This window comes from Mesorhizobium sp. PL10, assembly GCF_053714315.1.
The window spans coordinates 1-22,224 of record NZ_JBSKBR010000029.1 but is presented as its reverse complement, the minus strand read 5'-3'; the positions used below and the strand labels follow the sequence as shown (position 1 = coordinate 22,224).

Annotated in this window: 23 protein-coding genes; 19 read left to right on the top strand and 4 right to left on the bottom strand. The window is 60.9% G+C overall.

Features of this window, described 5'->3' with window-relative positions:
* Window positions 1-404 precede the first annotated feature (404 nt).
* The 3 genes from ACWGTO_RS28740 to ACWGTO_RS28730 are packed head-to-tail and all read right to left on the bottom strand — an operon-like array spanning window position 405 to window position 2,265.
* Window positions 405-1,103 (bottom strand): thermonuclease family protein, encoded by a 699-nt coding sequence (locus ACWGTO_RS28740; protein ID WP_454578162.1) that lies wholly within the window; start codon window positions 1,101-1,103, stop codon window positions 405-407.
* Window positions 1,103-1,645: a thermonuclease family protein gene (locus ACWGTO_RS28735; protein ID WP_454578161.1), complete on the bottom strand. Its 543-nt coding sequence runs from the start codon at window positions 1,643-1,645 to the stop codon at window positions 1,103-1,105. The genes ACWGTO_RS28740 and ACWGTO_RS28735 overlap by 1 nt, the downstream gene beginning before the upstream one ends.
* Window positions 1,642-2,265 (bottom strand): hypothetical protein, encoded by a 624-nt coding sequence (locus tag ACWGTO_RS28730; RefSeq protein ID WP_454578160.1) that lies wholly within the window; start codon window positions 2,263-2,265, stop codon window positions 1,642-1,644. The genes ACWGTO_RS28735 and ACWGTO_RS28730 overlap by 4 nt, the downstream gene beginning before the upstream one ends.
* 79 nt (window positions 2,266-2,344) lie before the next feature.
* Between ACWGTO_RS28730 and ACWGTO_RS28725 the strand changes: the two genes are divergently transcribed.
* From ACWGTO_RS28725 to ACWGTO_RS28640, 18 genes are all read left to right on the top strand, one after another.
* Window positions 2,345-3,310, top strand: a complete 966-nt coding sequence (locus ACWGTO_RS28725) for a lytic transglycosylase domain-containing protein (protein WP_454578159.1) — start codon at window positions 2,345-2,347, stop codon at window positions 3,308-3,310.
* Window positions 3,311-3,363: 53 nt separating this feature from the next.
* Window positions 3,364-3,675, top strand: a complete 312-nt coding sequence (locus ACWGTO_RS28720) for a TrbC/VirB2 family protein (RefSeq protein WP_454578186.1) — start codon at window positions 3,364-3,366, stop codon at window positions 3,673-3,675.
* A 2-nt stretch (window positions 3,676-3,677) separates the two neighbouring features.
* A complete protein-coding gene (locus tag ACWGTO_RS28715) occupies window positions 3,678-3,977 on the top strand; it encodes a type IV secretion system protein VirB3 (RefSeq protein ID WP_454578158.1) in 300 nt (99 codons plus the stop codon).
* Window positions 3,978-3,990: 13 nt separating this feature from the next.
* Window positions 3,991-6,405: a VirB4 family type IV secretion/conjugal transfer ATPase gene (locus ACWGTO_RS28710; RefSeq protein ID WP_454578157.1), complete on the top strand. Its 2,415-nt coding sequence runs from the start codon at window positions 3,991-3,993 to the stop codon at window positions 6,403-6,405.
* Entirely contained in the window at window positions 6,402-7,481 is a 1,080-nt protein-coding gene (locus ACWGTO_RS28705; protein ID WP_454578156.1) for a lytic transglycosylase domain-containing protein, read from the top strand. The genes ACWGTO_RS28710 and ACWGTO_RS28705 overlap by 4 nt, the downstream gene beginning before the upstream one ends.
* Window positions 7,482-7,495: 14 nt before the next feature.
* Window positions 7,496-8,197: a type IV secretion system protein gene (locus ACWGTO_RS28700; RefSeq protein WP_454578155.1), complete on the top strand. Its 702-nt coding sequence runs from the start codon at window positions 7,496-7,498 to the stop codon at window positions 8,195-8,197.
* Window positions 8,198-8,435: 238 nt separating this feature from the next.
* Window positions 8,436-9,476, top strand: a complete 1,041-nt coding sequence (locus ACWGTO_RS28695; protein ID WP_454578154.1) for a type IV secretion system protein — start codon at window positions 8,436-8,438, stop codon at window positions 9,474-9,476.
* Between the two features lie 30 nt (window positions 9,477-9,506).
* Complete coding sequence (locus ACWGTO_RS28690; RefSeq protein WP_454578153.1) at window positions 9,507-10,208, top strand: virB8 family protein; 702 nt, start codon at window positions 9,507-9,509, stop codon at window positions 10,206-10,208.
* Window positions 10,209-10,219: 11 nt separating this feature from the next.
* Window positions 10,220-11,026 (top strand): P-type conjugative transfer protein VirB9, encoded by an 807-nt coding sequence (gene virB9, locus ACWGTO_RS28685; RefSeq protein ID WP_454578152.1) that lies wholly within the window; start codon window positions 10,220-10,222, stop codon window positions 11,024-11,026.
* The gene (gene virB10, locus ACWGTO_RS28680; RefSeq protein WP_454578151.1) at window positions 11,023-12,252 is read left to right on the top strand and encodes a type IV secretion system protein VirB10; all 1,230 of its coding nucleotides are present in this window, start codon (window positions 11,023-11,025) and stop codon (window positions 12,250-12,252) included. The genes virB9 and virB10 overlap by 4 nt, the downstream gene beginning before the upstream one ends.
* Window positions 12,233-13,261, top strand: a complete 1,029-nt coding sequence (gene virB11, locus ACWGTO_RS28675; protein ID WP_454578150.1) for a P-type DNA transfer ATPase VirB11 — start codon at window positions 12,233-12,235, stop codon at window positions 13,259-13,261. The genes virB10 and virB11 overlap by 20 nt, the downstream gene beginning before the upstream one ends.
* Window positions 13,258-15,393: a type IV secretory system conjugative DNA transfer family protein gene (locus ACWGTO_RS28670; protein ID WP_454578149.1), complete on the top strand. Its 2,136-nt coding sequence runs from the start codon at window positions 13,258-13,260 to the stop codon at window positions 15,391-15,393. The genes virB11 and ACWGTO_RS28670 overlap by 4 nt, the downstream gene beginning before the upstream one ends.
* 185 nt (window positions 15,394-15,578) lie before the next feature.
* The gene (locus ACWGTO_RS28665; protein WP_454578148.1) at window positions 15,579-15,845 is read left to right on the top strand and encodes an AbrB/MazE/SpoVT family DNA-binding domain-containing protein; all 267 of its coding nucleotides are present in this window, start codon (window positions 15,579-15,581) and stop codon (window positions 15,843-15,845) included.
* Window positions 15,842-16,240 (top strand): type II toxin-antitoxin system VapC family toxin, encoded by a 399-nt coding sequence (locus tag ACWGTO_RS28660; RefSeq protein WP_454578147.1) that lies wholly within the window; start codon window positions 15,842-15,844, stop codon window positions 16,238-16,240. The genes ACWGTO_RS28665 and ACWGTO_RS28660 overlap by 4 nt, the downstream gene beginning before the upstream one ends.
* A gap of 412 nt (window positions 16,241-16,652) precedes the next feature.
* On the top strand, window positions 16,653-16,949 hold the full coding sequence (locus ACWGTO_RS28655) for a DUF4113 domain-containing protein (protein WP_454578146.1): 297 nt from the start codon (window positions 16,653-16,655) through the stop codon (window positions 16,947-16,949).
* Between the two features lie 114 nt (window positions 16,950-17,063).
* Entirely contained in the window at window positions 17,064-18,143 is a 1,080-nt protein-coding gene (locus tag ACWGTO_RS28650; protein WP_454578145.1) for an MBL fold metallo-hydrolase, read from the top strand.
* Window position 18,144: 1 nt separating this feature from the next.
* Window positions 18,145-18,975 carry a hypothetical protein gene (locus ACWGTO_RS28645; RefSeq protein WP_454578144.1) on the top strand — a complete coding sequence of 277 codons (831 nt, stop codon included), beginning with the start codon at window positions 18,145-18,147 and terminating at the stop codon, window positions 18,973-18,975.
* A 1-nt stretch (window position 18,976) separates the two neighbouring features.
* The gene (locus ACWGTO_RS28640) at window positions 18,977-19,789 is read left to right on the top strand and encodes a ComEC/Rec2 family competence protein (RefSeq protein ID WP_454578143.1); all 813 of its coding nucleotides are present in this window, start codon (window positions 18,977-18,979) and stop codon (window positions 19,787-19,789) included.
* 49 nt (window positions 19,790-19,838) lie between these two features.
* On the opposite strand, the gene ACWGTO_RS28635 is transcribed toward ACWGTO_RS28640, so the two are convergent.
* The gene (locus tag ACWGTO_RS28635; protein WP_454578142.1) at window positions 19,839-20,282 is read right to left on the bottom strand and encodes a MucR family transcriptional regulator; all 444 of its coding nucleotides are present in this window, start codon (window positions 20,280-20,282) and stop codon (window positions 19,839-19,841) included.
* Between the two features lie 159 nt (window positions 20,283-20,441).
* On the opposite strand from ACWGTO_RS28635, the gene ACWGTO_RS28630 reads away from it, so the two are divergent.
* Entirely contained in the window at window positions 20,442-21,809 is a 1,368-nt protein-coding gene (locus tag ACWGTO_RS28630; protein ID WP_454578141.1) for an ISNCY family transposase, read from the top strand.
* Window positions 21,810-22,224 lie beyond the last annotated feature (415 nt).

Here is a 22,224-nt window from a genome sequence, read left to right as displayed (position 1 = left end):
CAGGTGCCGCGCTCGCGACTCTGAGTGTACCGCCGATTGTCCCGGCAGGTGTCGTTTTTTCGGATGCAGTAGGAAAATTCCCCGCCGCCATGATCGGCGTTTGGATCGCTCGCTGGCGCCCAACCTCGAGGACAATCCGCGTATCGTTCGACGCCGGGCCTGCCAGTTCCAGCTTCGGGACAGGTGGGCCAGGAGAACCCCGGATGGCTCATTGCTTCGATCAGCCGCTCCATCGGGGGATGACACGCCGCCACGTTGTGCCACGAGGGGTCAGACGAAGAGACACATAGAAGTACCTCGCAGCCCCATTCACTTGCCGCGGCTTCACGAAACGGCACTGCGGTTGCAAGGGTCAGCAAAGCGAGACACAACAAAGCACGCATCCTAGCTCCATAGGTTTCCAGCTATCGGTCGGTTCGCCTCGGCTTATGCCTCGCGTCGGCAAAGGGCGGCGAGATTTCGCTGTCGCGTTCAGAAAGCAGATTGAAATCCGCGATCGGTCTGCGCGACAGCGTCTTGTCGAGCGCCTTGTCGCGCCATTCGGTCATGTCCAGAACGTAAGTCGACCACATGCCGTAGCGCGCCGCCATGGCGTGGCGCTGCGATGACAGATAGGCCGGGTCGACGGCGGAGCCGGATACCACACGAGCCCACCCGACGCGGATCATCTCCAGCGCAATATCCTTTCCGCTCGCAATGCATCTCGCTTGGGGGGTGCTGTCGGCATCGTAGGCCAAGACCTTGCACCGAATGCTTTTGGCGCCGGCCGTTCGTTTCAGCCAGGCTTTGGCAAGCGGCCCACACGGAACCGGGGCAGGGACTTTGACACGCTCCTTCTTGCGCCAGATCGGGTCGAACGCCCATTGTGGCAACTCGCACGTGTCAATGCCGGCAAGCCTGATTTTTGCGGCCCTGTCCGGGAACCAAAGTGTCCTCCCATCGATGACAGCGGCCTGGCCCCGATAGGTCGGAAGCTTTATTGCCGTGGCGTAGTTGTTAGCTCGTTGCGGCACGGGCTTGCTGGCGGCTTCGAGGTCAGCCGGCAATGCGGCGACTTGCAGGAAGGGGAGCGTGCACAAAGCAATCGCCACGCTGCGTGACATCAACGGTCGACCCCCGTGTTCTTGCGTGCAGTCGCGTTTTTCGACAGGAGAATGGCCGGATGTTGCACGTCGTCGAACTGCCAAAGCCCGGCGCGGCGCGCGCGGGCATCCTGCTCAATCACGGCATACTCCGGGTGGATTGGCATACCCGACGTGTCCAGCGCCGCAAAGGCGAAGCCGCTGGCGATTAACAGAACGGCCAGATCCATGCGGTTGCCGGCGACCGATCCGTAGCAGGCGACGTAGGTCAGCTGCTCGTGTTGCGCCACGGGAGCACAAACCGGGGTGGTGTCCCGGATGAATGCTGCGAGCACCGCGAGAGAGGCTTCGCCACAATCGCGCGACGCACCGGCCTTATCGGTATAGGACGTGCCGCGAAGGCAGGACTGTACACCATAGAGCCGGTAGGTCCTGCCATCGGCGACCCAGGTGTCCCCGGTCTCGAGCGCAACACCTTGGGCAAGATCAAAATACCCCTGTGGCGCTGCATGACCTGCCGTAGCAAACAGTCCGGCAACGAGAGCGAATGCCGATCTCTTCATTGCTTTTTGATCCTCGGATCGGCCCACATGCCGTAGCCGCCGCGGCCGATCTTCTCAGCCCCGGCCAGGTCCGGCCGCATAAGCGTGCCGTCGGGCTTCTTTGAAAGGCGCAGCGCGCCGAGCGACACGAGTTGCTCCTCGAACATGTCGATCGTGTCGAGCGAACCCGGATAATTGTAGTAGCCGTAGCAGGTGGCGTCCTGGGCGGCCGCGTTCTGTTCGCTGACAAACGCCCGGCAGAATATGACCTTTGGCGACTTAAGCATGATCTGTAGCTGCTGCTCGGCATAGGTCGAGCAGGAGCCGGAATAGCTCTCGGCCCGGTTGACCATGTCGCCCTGGCAGGGCTCCAGGCCATAAAGGTGAAGCATCACCTTGTCGTTCACCTTGATGTCCGTGGGCGAGACCGCCTTATAACCCGACTGGGAAGCGAACCCTTTGCGCTCCACGACCTTACCGGCGCCGTCGGAGTACTCGATCACCAAAACTGTTTTCCCGGGCCCGGCGAGCGAGCGGATATAAGCCTTGTCGACATCATCGACGGCCCGTGCTTCGCCGAATGCCAGCGCCGTGCTCAGCAGCGCGAGGGAGGCGGCGGCAATGAGTCTGCACTTAGCCAAAATGATATTCCTGCTGATGCCTATTTTTGAATAGTAGGGGCTTTTCGCACTGCAGAAAAGAGGTTATCGCTATGCCATTATGGATATGTCGCTCCACAGACGCAAGATCGTTTTCCTGAGCCACGGGCGCCCATCATCTTCAGGTCGTTCACGGCTCTTCCAGGCAACTGTGCTCGCGATCGTGGTGTCCGCCGCCATGTTTTCCCGCAGCGCGATAGCGGAACAAACATCAAGAAATAACAATGCTCTACGACCACAGACCATTACCGAGAGTCGCTCTAAAGCAGCCCTCGACGGCTTCTCGGACGTATTTGCCACTCGATGGCCAACAGCGAGCGACGCTTTCATTCTGGGTTCCGATGGGGTCGTTCGGGCGCCGAATCGACCGAGTGTTGACCCCAATCCAACCATGCAAGGTGATTCGCGGTTAGCCAAACAGGAAGAGTTACAAAATTGGTCCAAGGGCAGCATAGAAGACACCCGTATTGGTGGCGCTGGCCAAGAGACACTGGCGCTCGCGGACAACGACTGTGGTCCTTCCGCGATCGCCCCCGAAAAAATCAGAGCCTTCGTCGATGACGCGGCGGCGAAGCACGGCGTGGATGCGGTTTTCGCGGCGGCAATTGCCTGGTCGGAAAGCGGCTTCGATCGCTCGCGGAACTCCTCGAAGGGTGCGCGCGGGCCAATGCAGTTGATGCCGGCGACCGCGCTCGAGCTTGGCGTGGAGGACATCTGCGACGCCGCCGACAATATCGACGGCGGTGTTCGACATTTGCGGGCGCTGCTGGATGAGTTCAAGAACCCGCTTCTTGCAGCCGCTGCCTACAACGCCGGGGCTGAGCCCGTCTATCGGTACGGTGGAATTCCGCCATACCCCGAGACCGTCAGTTTCGTCGCCCGCGTCGTCAACTTCACGCTCGGCCTGAAGCCTCCCGATCCGCGCGCAAGACAAGCGAACAAGCAAATGAGTGCTGCTGGCGCGGAGGCCGGCGTCATCACCGAAAAAAAGCCCGGCGAGTTCGTCGGCGGCGTCATGCAGTTCTAGCACAGGAGAGGCAAATGCGTTTTCCAAACCTTCGGATCGAGACCCGAACGATCATGCTGATGGGGGCAGGGGTTGCTATCCTTGCCGCTGCTCAATTCGCTGGCGCCGGACATGCCCTTGCCCAATCGGGTGGCGGCAGCGGCGCATTCGCGCCCCTGCAAACTGCGGTCCAGATGATCGTGGATTTTATCACCGGGCCTTTCGGACGGTTACTCGCGATCATCGCCGTGATTGGTCTGGGCTTCCTGGCTTTCGCGGGACGCCTTTCGTGGTTCACGGCGGGCGCAGTCGTCATCGGCATCGGTCTCGTCTTCGGTGCTCCGGCAATCGTCGACCAACTGATCTCGGCCGTGGGTTCGAACTAGCCATGTCGGATTTTGCCGACGAGAAGCCTGCTTTGACGCCGCTGGTGATTGGCCTGACGCGATCGCCGACGCTCTGGGGCGTCCCTTACATGGCAATCGTGATCATCATCGGCCTCAGCATCATCGCCTGGCTGGTTTCGTACACCTTCTGGTCACTGCTGGTGGGGCCGGTCAGCTACCTCATCCTGTTTTCGCTGTGCGCCTGGGATGGCCGCATCCTCGACGTGCTGCAGGTCGTCAGCCGCAAGACACCACGAACGCCGAACAAGGCGTTCTGGGGCGCGAATTCTTACGGATCATGAGAGGGCACCTAACATGCTCAAGGTCATCAGGGAGGAATTGGGCTTCGGCAATGTTGCGCATCGGGAGCGGCCGATAGCGACGCATATCCCGTATCTGCGCCACGCTTCGGACTCGGTGATCCGACTTGAGAGCGGCGCGCTGCTTTCCGTGATCAAGCTCGACGGACTGTTCTTCCAGACGGAGGACCAGGCGGAGCTCAACATGCGCTCGGTCGTGCAGAACACCATGATCAGGGCGCTGGGATCGAGCCGGTTCTCGCTCTGGTCGACCATCATTCGACGGCAGGTCGAGACAGAACTCGACGGCAGCTTCGAGGATCGCTTTTGCGAGCTCTTGAACGAGCGCTACATGGGAGAGCTGCGCCAAAAGCGCATGTTCACCAACGAGCTCTATCTCACCGTCGTTCGCTCAACGATGCGCGGGGCTCTCGGCGCCAGCGAATCGGTGGTTGGCATTTTGAACCGCGGTTTCGGCCGCCATGTTCAGGATCAACGGCAGCGCGAGACCGTTGGCGAACTGGAAGACCTGACGGAAAATATGGTCCGCGAGCTCCAGAAATATGGAGCACGTGCGCTCGGCATCGCCTATCGAAACGGCGAGCCCTATTCCGAACCTTCCGAGTTCTTCAACGCGGTCCTGAGTTGCGGCGTGCCGCGTCGCATGCGCCTGCCGCGCATGGGCCTGCGCAACTATGTCGGAGCCTCGCGGCTGCATTTCGGCAAGCGCACCATGCAGGCGCAGGGCGCCGTCGAAGAGGACAACCGCTACGGCGCCATGCTGTCGATCAAGGAATACCCCCCGTTCACGGGCCCCGGCATGCTGGACGGGCTCCTGCAGGTCAACCATGAGTTTATCCTCACCCAGTCCTTCACGATTGCCGACAAGCCGATTGCGCAGGAGCGGATTTCCCGGCTGCAAAGGCAGATCCGCGCATCGGATGAGGCCGGCAGCTCGGTCGAGACCGACATCGATCATGCGTTTAACAGCCTGATGAACCAGGAGGCCGTATTTGGCTTCCACCATCTGACGCTGCTTTGCCTGTCGCGGGATCTCGACGGCGTCAACAAGGCTGTATCTGAGCTGGGCGCCAGCCTGACCGACATGAACATCAACTGGCTGCGCGAGGACATCAACCTCGAGGCGGCCTTTTGGGCGCAACTGCCGGGCAATCACGCTTACATCGCGCGCAAGTCCATGTTGTCGAGCGCCAACTTCGCGGGCCTGTCATCGATGCATAATTTCGCGTCAGGCCAGACCGAAGGCCTCCATTGGGGACGCCCGGTCACCATCCTCGAGACCAGTTCGCAGACGCCTTACTGGTTCAACTTCCACCAGCGCGATATCGGCCATTTTCTCGTCACCGGTCCGACCGGCTCCGGCAAGACCGTGGCGCTTACCTTCCTGCTTGCCCAGGCATTCCGCATCTCGCCGAGGCCGCGTGCCGTGTTCTTCGACAAGGACCGCGGCGCGGAGATCTTTGTTCGCGCCATTGGCGGCGATTACGAGGTGCTATCGCCGGGTACGCCGACCGGCTTCAATCCGCTGCAACTGGAAAACACCGGCGCCAATCGCGACTTCCTCATCCGCCTGCTCAGGGTGATGCTCCGGCCCGCCGGCGGTATCGACGTCAACCAGGAGGAGGAAGACACGCTCGAACGCGCGCTCGGCCGCCTGATGCAGGAGCCGGCCGCGCAACGCACGCTCGCCAACCTCTCCGGTCTGCTGATCGGCCGGTTCCGGGCCGACGCCAACGATCTGCATGCCCGCCTCCGACCCTGGATCGAGGGCGAGAAGGCGTGGCTGTTCAACGCCCCGCACGACGTCCTCTCCTTTTCCGGCCGCCGCGTGTTCGGTTTCGACATGACCAGCATCCTCGACAACGAGGAGCTGCGAACGCCGGCGCTGATGTACCTGTTTCACAGGCTGGACGAGTTGCTGACGGGCGACCCGGTGCTCTTCTTCATGGATGAGGGCTGGAAGCTCCTCTCCGATGACACCTTCTCCAGCTACATCGTCGACAAGATGAAGACGATCCGCAAGCTCAACGGGATCGTCGGATTCGGCACCCAGTCTGCCGCCGACATCGCCCGCGCCCGCGCGTCGCATACCCTCATCGAGCAGTCGGCCACCAACATTCATTTCCCCAATCCACGCGCCGATGAGGAGAGTTACATCCGGCGCTTCGGCCTGACGCTGAAAGAGTTCAGTTTTATCCGCAACACACCGCCCGAAAAGCGGGCCTTTCTGATCAAGCACGGCAATGACTCCGTCATTGCCCGCCTTGATCTCTCGGCAATGCCGGACATGGTGAAGGTTCTGTCAGGCCGCAAGGAGACGGTCGAGGAATGCGAGATGCTGCGGGCCCGGTTCGGGGATGAGCCCGCGGCGTGGCTGCCGCACTTCTGCGGCTGGGACGCGGCCGCATGAGACGCAAGGTTATCACGGCGCTGGCTGCATTCGTCACGACTGGCGGCTCGGCCCTTGCCGACATCCCGGTCAGGGATCAAACCGTCAAGAACGAGCGCGAACACCGCGACGAGACGACGTCCGGCATTGCGGATGTCGACAAGAAACGCGGCGCGGTGAGCGCCAGCGTGACTTGCGCCATGTATCGCCCGGGCCGGAAGGACGATCCCGTGGCGGCGGCGAATGCGAATCCCGAGATCACCGGTCTGGTTCGGCGCGTCGCTCGCGAAGAGGGCGTCGACGAAAGCCAGTTCCTGGCGCTGGTCTACCAGGAAAGCCGGTTCAACCCCTGTGCCAAATCCAGCGCCGGTGCGATCGGGCTCTCCCAACTGATGCCCGGTACCGCGAGCGGGCTCGGCGTCAATCCCTACAGCATCGAGGACAATTTGCGCGGCGGCGCCCGCTACTTCAAACAGCAGCTAAAGCGTTTTGACGGCAATCTGAACCTGGCGCTCGCCGCCTACAATTCCGGACCGCTCAACGTCCAAAAATACGGTGGCATTCCCCCGTTCAAGGAAACGCAAGGCTATGTCGCCAACATCACCAAAAAATGGCTGCCGGCCTTTGGTGGCTCGGATCTGAGCGGCATCCCGCTTAACTACGGCGGCGGCAGCACAGCCTATAGCGGGCTTCGCGACTCGACCCTCGACGCCATGGCGACAAGCCAGGCCACCACCGACAGCCTGGGCAACGTTGCATCATGGTTCGAGCAGCTCGGAAATCTGCCGACGGGAACGGTGCTCGATAGCTGGGATCAGAACTCGGGCGCCCGCAACGCCAATCTCGAGATGATCAACAACATGATCAGGCTTGGCGTCACGATGGCGGACCTTCTCAACAGCCGCAATGCGGTTACCGCCTCCGGGCTCTCCGGCTCGTCACGGTCGGATGATTATCCGCGCCAGGAGGGACAGCCGCGCGAAACGACGGGCATGTGCGATCCGCGCCAGGATCTGACCTGGGATCCGATCGAGAAGGCCTGTGTCCACAAACGCGAGGACACATCGAAAATCCAGATCATGCTTCAAACCGACTAGAGGAGAGAATTGTCGTGAACCGTCTGCTCATAGCATCGATTGCGGCCCTCGCCGCCACGCCGGCCCTGGCCGACATCCCCGTCATCGACAAAACCAACTACGCCATTGCCAAGCAGACGGCGAAGACGACGGACAACATCCTTGATACCAACAACGACATTTTGACCACCGTCGACAAGACGCTGAAAGCGGTTACCGGAGATCGCGGCAGCGATGCCGGCTCGCTCAAGGACCTCGCGATCGGCCAGGGTTTCAGCGTCACCTCCGTGCCCTCCTTCGACAGCATCCTGCAGGCCGGGGTCCCCAATTTTGGCGGCATGAACAGTGATGTCGCGCGTGTCGCCAGCACCTTCATCAATGGCTTGCAACTGGTGAAGTCTCTCTCTGGACAGGAGAACAGTGCGTTCTCCGGCGACAAATCATACGAACAGCTGGTCAACACGGTGCTCGGCGTAGCCGCTCTCATCAATGGCTCTCAGCAGGGTGTCCAGACGCGCAAGACCAGTCTCGAACAGGCAGCGGGACAGATCGGCCAATCGCAGGATATCAAGGGCTCGATTGACCAGAACTCGCAGCTGCAGGTGCAGACGGGGCTGACGCTCAACGAGCTCATCGGTACGATGAATGGCGCCGTCACTTCCCTCCAGGCAGAGAACCAGCGGCGTCTCGTCGACATTTCCAACAGCAAGAAGGCGCTGACCTACGGTGACGAGTAATCGACGCCGAACGGCGCGTTTTCTTCTTCTCGCATCGGCGATTGCCCTTTCCGGCTGCGGGACGGTGAAGGAGAAGACCGCGCCCTGCAAGCGCCCTTCCGATCTCCTTGGCTATGGTCCAGAGGCATACAGTCCGCGGCGGCCGGCGGACTGTGGGCCGCTGCATCCGGTTAACGGTGACGGCAAAGCGGCGTTGCGGGCAATCGATGGGCTGGCCGCGGAATAGAGGACGGGGGCGATGGAGGATTTTCTCGGCAATCTTCTCGACCGCATCGAGAACTCGGGCACCAACTTTTCCGAGCGCGCCTATGGCGTCGTCGGCTCCGAGATCATGCCGCTGCTCAACATTCTGTTTGTGCTTTATGTCGGGTTCTACGGGCTCCAGCTCCTGACCGGATCGGCCCGCGTCGGGGTCGGGGAGATCGTCGCGCGCATCGTTCGCATGATGCTGATCCTTGCCCTGATCGGCCAGTGGGGTCACTTCAACGACCTTGCCTATTCGTGGCTGAGCAACACGCCCGAGGACGCCGGCAGGGCGATCCTGGCGGCCTCTTCGACCGGCATCACGGAACCCACCAACGGCCTCTCCCTGATATGGAAGACCGCCAATGAGGCAGCCTCCGCATTTGCGGAGCAATCAGGCTATTTCGCCGTGCTGCCGTCGCTGATCGGTTTTCTGATCATGGCCTGTACCGCTATCTTCATGGCGATCGCGCTTGCCATCCTGGTGCTCGCCAAGGTGATGATGTGGGTGCTCGTCGGCAGCGCGCCGATCTTCATCGCCTGCATGCTCTTCGAGCGCACGCGCAGCTACGGCGCGGGCTGGCTCAACCAGGTCATCATCTATGCCCTGATCCCGCTGTTCATCTACGTGATCGCCGCCTTCCTCATTGCCGCCATGGATCCCGAACTCACCGCGATCGATGCCGCGGCCAAGTCGCGCACGTTGAAGCTCTCGGATGTCGCGGCCTTCGTTCTGCTCTGCGCTGCCGGTGGCTTCGTCATGCTGCAGATCCAGAGCCTTGCCCAGGGCATTGGAAGCGGGATCGCGGCCGGTATCGGGCACGCCGGTTTCGGGCTCGCGCGCTACGCCGGATGGCGCGTGCCGCGTGCAGCCGCCCGCAGTGCGGCCTCGGGAGGTCGCGGGAGCTATGACCTTTATCGACGGTTTCGCACACCACGTGAGGCGACTGACGATGCATCGCCGGGCTCCAGCGGTACCGAGGGCGCGCGGACCGCCATGCAGAACCGCATCAGCGCCAACAGCATGCCGCGATGATGGCAACAGGGCAGGGGAACAGTTAGCGACATGGCCGACGCTACGAAGGAAAAGGCGCTGCGCAGCTACTTCCAGGAGGCAGAGCAATGGGAGCATGAGATCGTTCGCAAGGCGAACCGTTCCCGCGCGCTTGCCTGGTTCGTGACGACCGTCTTTGGCGGCATCACGCTTCTCAGCCTCGCAACGCTCGTGCTTTTGGTGCCGCTCAAAAGCTTCGAGCCCTATATCGTCGAGGTCGACCGCAACACCGGTTACATCGAGGTCAAGACCGGCCTGACACGTCCGACCAGTCTGACCGGGCAGGAGGCGATCACCCAGGCCAATGTCGTGCGCTATATCAGGTCACGAGAGGGCTACGATCCCTACGCGATGGCGGACAATTTCGGGATTGCTGCACTGCTGTCGACGGGTGATGCCGCGCGTGAACTGCAAGAACTCTACAGTTCCACCAACCCGCAAAACCCGGCAAAGCTCTACGGCAAGCTGAAGAAGGTGTTGGTCGATATCAATTCGGTCACATTCCCCAACAAGAGCACGGCGATCGTCCGCTTCGCGACCACAGAGAAATCCGACACCGACACGGTCCAACGCCACTTCATTTCGGTTGTCCGCTTCCGTTACACGGATACCCCGGCAACCAACGAGTGGCGCTTCGAAAACCCGCTCGGTTTTCAGGTCTATGATTATCGGCGCGACCAGGAAACCGTAACGCCAGCCGGGCGCCAGCCGTGAGGAAAGGGCCGATGGGAATAGTTCTCTCATTGCTGTCGGTACTTCTTTCGGCGCCGCCTGCGCTCGCGGCTCAGACCCCACGTCCGGGCGGGCTGGATTCCCGCGTCACCAGCGTGGTCTACCAGCCCAACAATGTGGTCAAGGTCTACGCGACCTATGGCATTTCGACGATGATCCTCTTCGACGAGGACGAGAAGTTCGAGACCGTCTCGCTCGGGGACACGGAAAGCTGGCAGGTCGTTCCGGCCGAGAAGGGCAACATCCTCTTCGTCAAGCCGGTGGCGAAAAACGTCGCCACCAACATGAACGTCGTGACCACCAAGCGCATCTATTATCTCGAGCTGAACGACTTCGCGCCCGACGCTGGACATCAGGTCTTCGGCATCCGCTTCGTCTATCCGGAAAAGGACCTCAATGCCCAGTTGAGACAGGAGGCGGAGTTTCGTGCGGCAAACCCGAACATCTCCTCGATCGACAAGGCCAACGTCAACATCGATTATTCCTATTCGGGCAATGCCGCGCTCAAGCCGACGATGATCTTCGACGACGGCAACAAGACGTTCTTCAAGTTTTCCAGCCGCGTGCCAGCGATCTTCGCGGTCAATTCCGACTTTTCCGAAACGTTACGCAACTTCCGCAAGGAGGGTGACTACATCGTCGTCGACGGGGTGGCGCAGCAATACACGCTGCGCGACGGCAATGATTGGACCTGCGTCTTCAACCTGCGCAAGCCGGACTACGGAGCGCCCGATCCGGATGTGCTCGGGCCTGCTTTCGACAAGGATGCCAGGAAGCGCAGAAGGAGTGGCAATCCATGAAGCGCAGCCCGGAACTTGATGCCATGCTGTCCAGCGACGAAGTGGCTGTTGCAAGCCCGACCGTTCGGCGCAACCAGCTGCTTGGCGTCGGCGCTCTTGTGATCGCAGGTTCGGTCGCGGCCTATTTTGTTCTCGCTGACCCGCGCAGCCGGCCGACCGACCTGCTCCAGGGCGACGAAGAATTCTCGACGACCGGCTTTCGGCCGCCTTCCTTCGTGCGTGATCAGGACGAGCCGGCAAAACCGCAAGAGCCGGCGGTCATCAACATTCCCGAACCCCCGGCGCCACCACCGCCGCCGCCGGTCCGGAGCGATACCAGCGAATTCGACGTGCCACCACCACCGCCGCCTGCTATCGCAACGAACCTGCCTCCGCCGACCGAGGCCCCGCCAGCGGAAGAGTTTCCCGGTCGCCTCAAGTCCAAGATGATCGTCCTCGACACGTCGAAGGCCGATGGCGCAAATGGCTCGCTCTCGGCTGGCGATGCGGACCGCCCAACCGTCGCCGGCGAGGACCGCAACAGCAAGTATCTTGCCGCCGCGTCGGGGCTTGCCGATCGCTCCGCCACCGCACGCCAGATCAAGCGCACCGATGCCACCATAGTGGAAGGCACAATGATTCCTGGCACCCTCGAGACGGCGATCGTCAGCGATCTTCCCGGCCAGGTGCGCGCGATCGTCTCGCAGGATGTTTATTCCTTCGACGGACGCCGCGTGCTGATCCCGACCGGCACCCATCTCATCGGCGAATATCAGTCCGACGTGGTTCGCGGACAAAAGCGCGTCTTCGTCATCTGGACCCGCCTTATCCGCGACGACGGTGTGACGGTCCGCCTCAACTCGATTGGAGCCGACAGTCTGGGCCGATCGGGGCTGACAGGTGAGGTCGACAACAAGTTTCGCGAGCGGTTCGGCGCCGCCATCCTGCTGTCGGTCGTCGGCGGCGTGTCAAGTTACCTGACCGGCTACGGCAGCAATGGCGCCGGTGGAAATGGCAACGAGGCAGCACGCGCCGAGGACATCGCCCGCAGCACGATCGCCCAGACGTTTTCCGATATGGCCAACCAGGCGCTCGGCGACAGCTTGCGCATTCCACCCACCATCAGCGTCAGCCAGGGCGAGCGCATCTTTGTCTACGTGCGTCAGGACCTCGACTTCTCTTCACTCTATGAGGACCCCGTCACCGAGGCCCTGAAGGAGATCAGGCATGAGCGGCGAGGCCGGTAGGACCGAGCGGGCGCCTCGCAGCGCACATTATTTTCTCGAGCGCGCGCTCGATCCCGTCCGCCAATTCCTTGACGACCCGGCGGTGATCGAGATCGCAATCAACCGACCGGGCGAAGCCTTTATCGAACGTCTCGGCGCGGATTTCATGGAACATCACCGGATCGAGGCGCTTACTGCCGATGAGATCCAGAACATCGGTGAACGTGTCGCCGGCGTCACCCACCAGTTCATCAGCCGGGCCAATCCGCTTCTCAGCGCCGCTCTGCCTTCCGGCGAACGCATCCAGATCATCCTGCCGCCGGCCGCACCCGATGGCGGCGCGATCTCGATCCGCAAGCAGGTCGTCAGCAATTTTACGCTCGAGCATTATCGTGACAGCGGCGCGCTCGGAAACGTTGCCGTCGCTCTGGGCGGTCTCAACGATACGGAACGCAAGCTCGTCGGGCATCTGCGCCGCAACGCAATCTATGATTTCCTCGACACCGCAGTTCAAAACCGCGTCTCCATTCTGATCAGCGGTGGAACCTCTTCGGGAAAGACCACCTTTCTCAACGCCTGTTTGAACAGTCTCGGTCCCAATGAGCGCATCGTAACCCTGGAGGATACGCGCGAACTCTTCCCGCCGCATGCGAACTCGGTTCATCTGCTGGCTTCGCGTGGTGATCAGGGAACCGCCAATGTGACCATCCAGCAATTGCTCGAGGCCTCGCTTCGCATGCGGCCGGACCGCATTTTTGTCGGCGAGATTCGCGGCGCCGAGGCCTTCTCATTCTTGCGTGCGATCAACACCGGACACCCGGGGTCGATGTCAACGGTCCACGCCGACACACCGCTCGGCGCGTATGAGCAGCTGGCTATGATGATGCAGCAGAACGGCATGTCGGCCGGCTACTCAAAGCTCGACCTGATGTCCTATATCCGGATGGTTTTGCCGGTAGTCATCCAGCTGCGCCGCGATGGGGGAAAACGTGGCGTCTCCGAAATCTATTTCGCACGGGCCGAGGAATGAGCTCCGGCTACAAGGCCTTCTACTTCGCATTCTGCTTGGTGATTGCGCTCGCGGCCTGGACGCTCTTCTACGGCGCCGGTCTCTATCTTGTCCACGGCGACCCCCGCGTGCTGCAGCTGACCATAACCACCAACCCGTTCGCTCCGGCCGAGCAGCTCTGGCTCTACCCGGATAGCCGCGATCTGCAGATCGTGGCCGTGACGGCAGCGGTGCCGGCGGCGATTATAGCCGTCATCATCTCCGTCGTCGGCCTGCGCATGCCCGAACATCCGCTCGGCGACGCGTCCTTCCAGACGGTCGCGATGATGCGTCGGCGAAAATGGTTCGGCAGGCACGGCCACATCTTCGGCCGGGTCGGGCGCAAGATCCTGCGAACCAAGGATGACCTGCATCACCTGGTAATCGGGCCGACGCGCTCCGGAAAGGGCATCGGCTATGTGAACCCCAACGCGATCGCGCATCAGGGCTCGATGATTGTGACCGACCTCAAGGGCGAGATATTCAAGGCGACCGCCGGCTATCGGAGAGAAAAGGGAAACCAGGTGTTTCTGTTCGCTCCGGGGTCGGACAGGACCCATCGCTACAACCCGCTGGACTTCATCCGCCAGGAACGCGGGAACCGGACGACCGACATCCAGAACATGGCGAGCATCCTTGTTCCTGAAAACACCGAATCCGAGAATTCGATATGGCAGGGGACAGCCCAGCAGGTGATCGCCGGCGTCATCAGCTACATTCTCGAAAGTCCCTCTTATGAAGGCCGGCGAAATTTTGGGGAGGTCAATTCCTTCTTCAACAGCGGCATGAATCTTCAGGCGCTCATGAAGTTCATCAAGGAGCGGGAAGGCTATTTGTCGAAGTTCACGGTCGAGAGTTTCAACGCCTATCTCGCGCTGTCGGAGCGGGCGGCAGCATCAGCCCTGCTCGATATCCAGAAGGCGCTGCGGCCCTTCAAAAATGATCGCATCGTGGCCGCAACCAATATCACCGACATGGACCTGAGGGCAATCAAGCGCCGGCCGATCTCGATCTATCTCGCTCCGAACATCACAGACGTGGTTCTGCTGCGACCGTTACTGACCTTGTTCGTGCAGCAGACGCTCGACATCCTCATGCGCGAACGCCACTCGAAATCATTGCCGGTCTATTTCCTGCTCGACGAGTTCCGGCAGTTGAAAAAGATGTCCGACATCACCGACAAGATGCCCTATGTCGCCGAGTACAACATCAAAATGGCCTTTATCATCCAGGACCTGAAGAACCTGGACGAGATTTATGGTGAAACCACGCGCCATTCGCTGCTCGGCAACTGCGGCTATCAGCTTGTGCTTGGCGCCAACGATCAGGCGACGGCCGACTACGTGTCCCGAGCGCTGGGGAAACGAACCGCGCGCTACCAGTCGGAATCGCGGACGATCGAACTGTTCGGCCTGCCACGCCGCACCAAGGTTGAGCAGATCCGCGAGCGCGACCTGTTGATGCCGCAGGAAATCCGTCAGATGTCCGCGGACAAGCTGATTCTGATCGCTCAGGGGCAAAAACCGATTTATGGCGACAAGCTGCGCTTCTTCGAAACCGAGCCGTTCAAGTCCGCGGTCGCATACTCCCAGGCCAACATTCCTGATGTTCCGCCGATCGAGTATCTGCCCGAACAGGCCGTTCCGGCGACAACCGAGACCTATGCGCAAAAAACCTCCGGGCAGGGGGGCGAGGCGATCGTGGCAACGCCTGACGGCAAGCTTCCACAAACCAGCTCTCCCCGCCCATCGGGCCTCGCGCGGTTGAAAGATGGTAGGTTAGTTGATCAAGATACAGCGGCACAAGGTGTCTCAATCATCGCAGATGCGGGGAGCGTCGACCCAGAATCGGTGACAATACCAGATGGTATTCAGGACCGAGTCGTGCCCGCAGGACCGCCGAATGACGCGGGCAAAAAGAATGACGTGGCGGTCTCGGACCGGATTCGCCAGGCGGAGAGCCGTCTCAAGCCAACGGCGGAACATCTCAGAGAGAAGATTGCCGAGCAGATTGAGGCCAGCGGTTCAGATCGGCCCAATCGTCGAAAGGGCTATCTTGAGGTATTCGAAGCGACGGTGCCGGATCCGGTCGACATCGGATTAACCCTGGAATAGCGAGAGTTCGCGTTCGACCAGGTATGCAGCCAGCGAGAAGTTTCCGGACAATGTCGTAGGGCGAACTCCGCTAAGGCCCGATCGCCTTCGCTATTTGAGGGTATGCGGCTCAGCTCAGTCATCTGCCCTTGATAGTAATGCAAATATGCATTATCTACCGGACAGCAAGATCGGAGTTGAGTGACATGACGACTTTGACGGTAACCGCACGTGGACAGGTGACGTTTCGCAAAGACGTGCTGCAGCACCTGGGTATTAGGCCGGGCGAGAAGATCGAGCTCGATCTGCTGCCGGACGGGCGGGCGGAACTGAAGGCGGTGCGGGCGAAGGGATCGTTCCGAGACCTGCACGGCTTTCTCAAAGGCAAGACGAATGGCCGGGTGCTCAGCATCGAGGAGATCAATGAGGCGATAGCCGAGGCTGGAGCCTCGGCCGGGGCCGGCAAGGAATGAAGGTCACCGCCGATACGAACGTGCTATTGCGTGCTTATGTGGCTGATGATGAAGAGCAGGCGGCGGTTGCCGTGGACTTGCTCGCCAAGGCCGATATTGTGGCTGTGAGCCTGCAGGCTCTGTGCGAGTTTGCATGGGTCTTGACCCGCCACTACCAGACTGCGCGCGGGGACATTGTCTCCGCGATCGCCGCGCTGCTGAACACCGCGAATGTCGTCGTCAACCGACCAGCAGTCGAGGCAGGGCTAGCCGTGTTGGAGGCCGGCGGCGATTTCGCCGATGGCGTGATCGCCTTCGACGGCGGCTGGCTCGGTGGGGAGACATTCGTCTCTTTTGACCGGAAGGCGGTCAAATTGCTTTCGGCACAAGGACAAGCGGCCCAGCTTCTTTCCTAGACCCTTTCCCGAGGCAGCGTGCTTGGTCGCGCTGCGATCCGTGCAATGACGGTGATTGCCACCGGCGTCGCGTCTTCACGGCTGGAAGGACTGCCGTTTCCCTTTTTCGAGGATCGCTGAAAAGCCTTGCGCCTAAACCGGGTATTTGTGGGCCTTCTGTCGTATTTCCGAAGCGCAGTGCAGGGTAGAATGGTGGTCAGTTAACCCGCGCAGAGAGACGGCAATGGAGCTGATCGCTCACCAATCGCCACGGCTCGAAAACCCTGGGCAATCGGCGGCCCGATCCAGGGTACAGGCAAACGGTGACCTTCGTTAACGCTGAGACCGTCAGGCTCTACAAAAGAATCATTCTCCAAGGGGATCATCATCATCTACCCGGCGGTCGGGAGGCCCGGCCGGTTGAAAAAGGACGATGGGAAATGCTGCAATCACAAGAGCGACGGGGACGGCCTACCGCTACGCGAAAGCCCGCATCATGCTCACCGAGCTGGTGCCGCTCACCAGGGTGTCACTGCTGGCGGTAATCGACCGCGAGGAGCGGCGGCGATTGAACGCTGCGCTAGATGAGGTCAACGCCCGGTTCGGCCGCAATATCCTGGTGCCCGCCGCAATGGGATTGCAACGGAGCTGGTCGACCCGGTTCGAGCGGAAGTCACCGAGCTACACGATCCTGTGGGCCGACCTGCCCAGCGTGGTTTCTACTTTGTAATTTTTTGCGACTGCTGCCCTTGCAAGCAGGCATGTGAAGTCACATTTGACGGCAACACTTTATGACAAAGGGCCTTTTTAGTATTCTTTGAAGCCGGGCAGGGAGGGGCGCCACATGGCAGACTATTTCGAGATTGATTTTCTTGGTGTCGAAACCAAGAAGAGTGGCGACGCCATTGCGATGCGCTATGAGAAAGACGGCGCGACGTATATCCACGTTATCGATGGTGGCTATGTGGAAACCGGCAAGTCCTTGCGTGACCACGTGGTCACACACTACGGCAATCCTAAGTTCATCGATCATGTGGTTGCCACCCACAATGATGGGGATCACGCCCGGGGCTTGGTCGAAATCCTTGAGCATTTCGACGTCGGCGTCCTGTGGATGCTCCGCCCCTGGGAGTATGCTGACGAACTCATCGGCAGGTTCGAGACCTATACCAGCGTGGACCGGCTCCGCTCTACCTTGCGCTCAGCCTATTCCAACCTCGCGGCCCTGGAGGATATCGCAGTCCGGAAGGGGATTGAGATCCGGGTGCCGTTTCAGGGCGCGTCCGTTGGCGCGTTCCGCGTTATGGCGCCGACCCGCGCCCGTTTCCTTGACCTTGTCGTCACGTCCAACAAGACCCCCGAGGCCAAGGCTGAAGAAGTTGAACGCGGCGGGATCTTCACGACCCTGCTTGAAAAAGCGATTACCGCAGTGAATCTGATCAGGGCCGCCTGGGGCGCCGAGGCGTTCCCGGCCGAGGACACCAGCAACGAAAACGAGATGAGCGTGGTGCAGTTTGCCGAGCTGTGCGGTGAAAAGATCCTGCTGACCGCGGACACGGGCCGCGACGGGCTGGCGGAGATCATCGAGTACGCGCCTGCTGCGGGGCTCGCGCTTCCCGGGATCAATCGCTTCCAGGTTCCCCATCACGGCGGGCGGCGCAACCTGACCACGGATCTGCTCGATAAGATTCTCGGGCCCCGTCTCGAAAACCCGCCCGTTCAGGGGCACTTTACGGCGGTAATCAGTTCGGCCAAGGAAGATGAGGATCACCCGCGCAAGGTGGTGATGCGCGCCATGATCCATCGCGGCGCCAACCTCCATATGACCGAAGGCCGGGATATTCGCACGTCGAAGGACGCGCCTGAAAGGCCCGGCTGGACGTCGCTGACGCCGGCGGCCTATCCCGATGAATACGAAGAGTGACATGGCGATTCCTTTCACCACCGACATTGCGCAGATGTTCGACGGCTACGGCCGACAGGCCCGCCTGTTCCCGGGTCTGCTGACCATCTTTCCGCCGTTGCTGGCGGTCATGGCCTGGTTTCCATGGCTGATCGTGTCGAGTGTCGCCGCCACTCTGCTCACCATCGCGACGTCCTGTGGGCTGCTCTACGCTTTGGGGTCCTATGCGCGGACCAAAGGCCGCCGCATTGAGCCTGCGCTGCGCAAAGCCTGGGGCGGCTGGCCGACGACCATCTTGCTGCGCCACAGCAACGACCAGCTCGATGTGCATACCCGCCAGCGCTATCACGCCTTCCTTGCCGCGGCGGTGCCTGACCTGGTCGCGTTCCCGACGGCGGCGCAAGAGACCGCCGCTCCAGTCGCAGCCGATGCGGTCTACAATTCTGCGGTGGTCTGGCTCAAGGAGATGGCAAGAGGCAAAGAGTTCCCGATGGTGCACCGCGAGAACGCCCAATACGGTTTCCGCCGCAACCTTCGGGGGCTGAAACCGGTCGGCATCTCGATCTGTGTGTTGACGCTGCTCGCTTCCGCAGCCGCCATTGTCTACGGCAACCCGAGCTTTCTCGATCTCCTGATAAAGCACGACTGGCGCGGCGCGATTGCGGTTCTGACGCCGCTCGGCCCGGCGGTGCTGTCGGCCATGGCCGTCAATGCGCTGGCAACGGTGATCTGGGTCTTCGTTGTCACCAAAAGGTGGGTATGGGAGGCGGGCGTTCAGTATGCCACGGCGCTGCTTGCCGCCTGTGACACGATCAGGCTGCGGCAGGGCCCGCGCACGCCTGCGGCGGTGTGAGATGGATCTCAGGATATTCGATGTCGAGCACGGCCAGTGCTCCCATATTGTCACGGACAGCGGGCGCCACGTCCTGATCGACGCCGGCCACAACTCGAGCACCAACTGGCGGCCCTCGGCGTTCCTGCCGCGCCAGGGCATCACCCGTATCGACAAACTCATCATCTCCAACTTTGACGAGGACCACGCGAGCGACCTGCACAACCTAGTCAATGCCGTCGGCATTGGGACATTGGTCAAGAACCCCTCGGTTTCCGCGGAGCAGCTGCGGTACGTCAAGGATATCGGCGGCATTGGTCGGGGCATCGACGCGCTTGCGAAGATGATGACGCGCTATACCGCACCAGCGGCAAGCAACATCGACTATGGGGATGTCAAGGTTCAGCACTTCTGGAATCGCTACCCGGCGGAGTTCGAAGACGAAAATAATCTCAGCCTGGTTTCGATCATTGAAAGCCACGGCATTAGGATCTGCTTTCCTGGCGACATGGAGGTGGCCGGGTGGGAGAAGCTGCTGGAGCGCGAGGCCTTTCGGGAAGCGATCGGCAGGGTCGACATCCTGGTCGCGTCTCACCATGGCAGGCGGAACGGCTGCAGCGACCGTCTTTTCGACGAGACGGGCCTTTACCCGCACTTTGTCGTGATCTCCGATTCCGGACGGGAATATGCGTCGCAGGAGACCGTGAATTGGTATCGGCAGCGGTGTCGCGGCATTGAGCTTGACGGCCAACAACGGCGGGTGCTGACCACGCGGCGCGATGGCAGGGTTCGCATACAGACCGGCCCCGGCGGCGCCACGGTCGACACTTTCTAGGCCATAGGGCGCGCCGTCGGCTTAGCCCGGCGAGCGTTCACCAAAAAAGTCAGGCTTTGACCCGGCGGTTTCCGGCGGGCTTCTTTCCTGGCGCGGGCTTCCGTCCCAGACCTAGTGACTTGGCCAGTGCCGACCGCGTTGCCGAATAGTTCGGCGCGACCATGGGATAGTCTGACTTAAGATCCCACTTCGCCCGATACTCGTCGGGCGTCAGGCCGCAGTGCACGTTGAGATGGCGCTTCAGCGATTTGAACTTCTTCCCGTCCTCGAGGCAGATGATGTAGTCCGGAAATACCGACCGCTTCGGATTGACCGCTGGAGCTTGGGCACGCGTCTCCGGTTCGGCCGGCTGCCCAATCTTCGCAAGCGACGAATTCACGCTTTCGATCAGGTCCGGGAGAGAGGCGACGGGCACGGGGTTGTTGCCAACGTAAGCGGATACGATGTCCGCAGTGAGCTCGATCAATTGGTTTCGGCTAAGGGGAAGCGACATTCCTACTTTGCAGAAGTGGGACATTTTAACTTTGCTCTGTACAAACGGAAGTCGCAGAATCTATCTTATGGAACTAGAAATTGTAGCAAGATAGAAATGTCTTGATTCCGCAAAGTAGGAATGTCGCCCTGCTCGTCGGTGAGCGAGGGAGACGGCGGGTTGGGACTGATTTTGATGAGCGAGCGCGAGCTGCAACGCATCGAGGTGCTGTCGAAGGTTTTGGAGCGGCGCATGACGGTCGTCTCGGCGGCGCATGTGCTGGATATGACGACCCGCCAAGTCCAGCGTCTGCTGAAGGCGTTCACAGCCGAAGGCGCCGCAGCACTTCGGCACAAGGCTCGAGGACGACCGTCGAACCATCGATATGTCGCCGGCATCGGCGAACTGGCGGTTCAGTTGGTTCGGGAACATTATCTCGACTTCGGACCAACCTTGGCCGCCGAGAAGTTGGCGGCGAACCACGGCCTGATCGTGTCGCGAGAGACGCTGCGCAAATGGATGACTGACGCCGGAATCTGGCTGTCGCGCAAGCAGCGCCGAACATTCCATCAGCCGAGGCTGCGGCGAGAGTGCTACGGTGAACTGGTGCAGATCGACGGCAGCGATCACCGTTGGTTCGAGGATCCTTGCACCCTGCTCGTCTTCATCGACGACGCCACGAGCAAGCTTCAGCAGCTTCGCTTTGTGAAGTCGGAGAGCACCTTCAGCTACTTCGAGGCTCTTGAGCTCCATTTGAAGGCACACGGCTGCCCGGTCGCATTCTATTCCGACAAGCATACGGTGTTTCGTGTCGCAAAGGCCGAGGCTCGCGCAGGCCGGGGCATGACCCAGTTCGGCCGTGCGCTGGCGGAACTCAACATCGAGATCCTGTGCGCCAACTCGAGCCAGGCCAAAGGCCGGGTAGAAAGGGTCAATCGGACTCTTCAGGACAGGCTTGTGAAGGAACTGCGCCTCGCCGGCATATCGGACATCGAAGCGGCCAATGCGTTCCGGCTGGCGTTTACGGCTGATTTCAACGAGAGGTTCGCCAAGGTCCCTACCCGACCGGACAACCTGCATCGCGCATTGAATGTTGCGCCGGATCGGCTGCGTAACGTGCTGTGCAAGCGGGAGCAACGTTATGTCGGCCAGCAATTGTCGTTCTCCTACGAACGCAGGCAAATCATGCTTGAGAAGAACGAGCTTTCGTGCGGACTGGTCGGCAAATACGTCGATATCTACGAGTTCGCCGACGGTCGGCTGGACATTCGATGGAGAGCATGTTCCCTGCCCTACACCGTCTTCGACAAGGAGCAGCGCGTCACGCACACGGCGGTCACCGAGAACAAGCGGCTCGGTGAGTTGCTGACCTGGATCAAAGCTCAGCAGGATGAGGCGCGACCTCCTCCGAAGATCAAGACCAACAGCGAGCAGAGCGCCTACAAGAAGCGCGGAACAAAGCCGGGCCGCAGGACGGAATTCATAAACGATCCTGCTGTCATCGCACGGCGACAACGGGCATTGGCAAGGTTGGCCGCGGCCGAGTGAACCGGCCCTCGAAGCTAAAGCCGAGGGAGCTCTACTGGAACGCACCCGATCGGGCTCTGCAACCCGGACCAGCTTACGCCCGACCGGGCGCTCTGGTCCGTGCCAAGAAGCACGTCACTGTCGCATTTCTATCTTGCTGCACCCTGCCCGTTGGAACGGCTAATGCGACATTTCTACTTTGCAGAGCCGGCGACATTTCTACATCGCCGCCACAGTATTGCCGCCATTTCAGCATGTTAAGCATTGGCTTAGCGCCTCAACCAGACGCTACTTAAGCAATGTGGGCGGTGACGCCTGGCTGCGGGCGTCCGCCAGCCAATGTGGCCCAGCCGCGAGGTACCATTTTTTCACGCCCCAGACGCTTGACGTCAGGCTGTCGTCAGGAAGGTCTCCTAATCAGTTTCTGCCGCCGCTG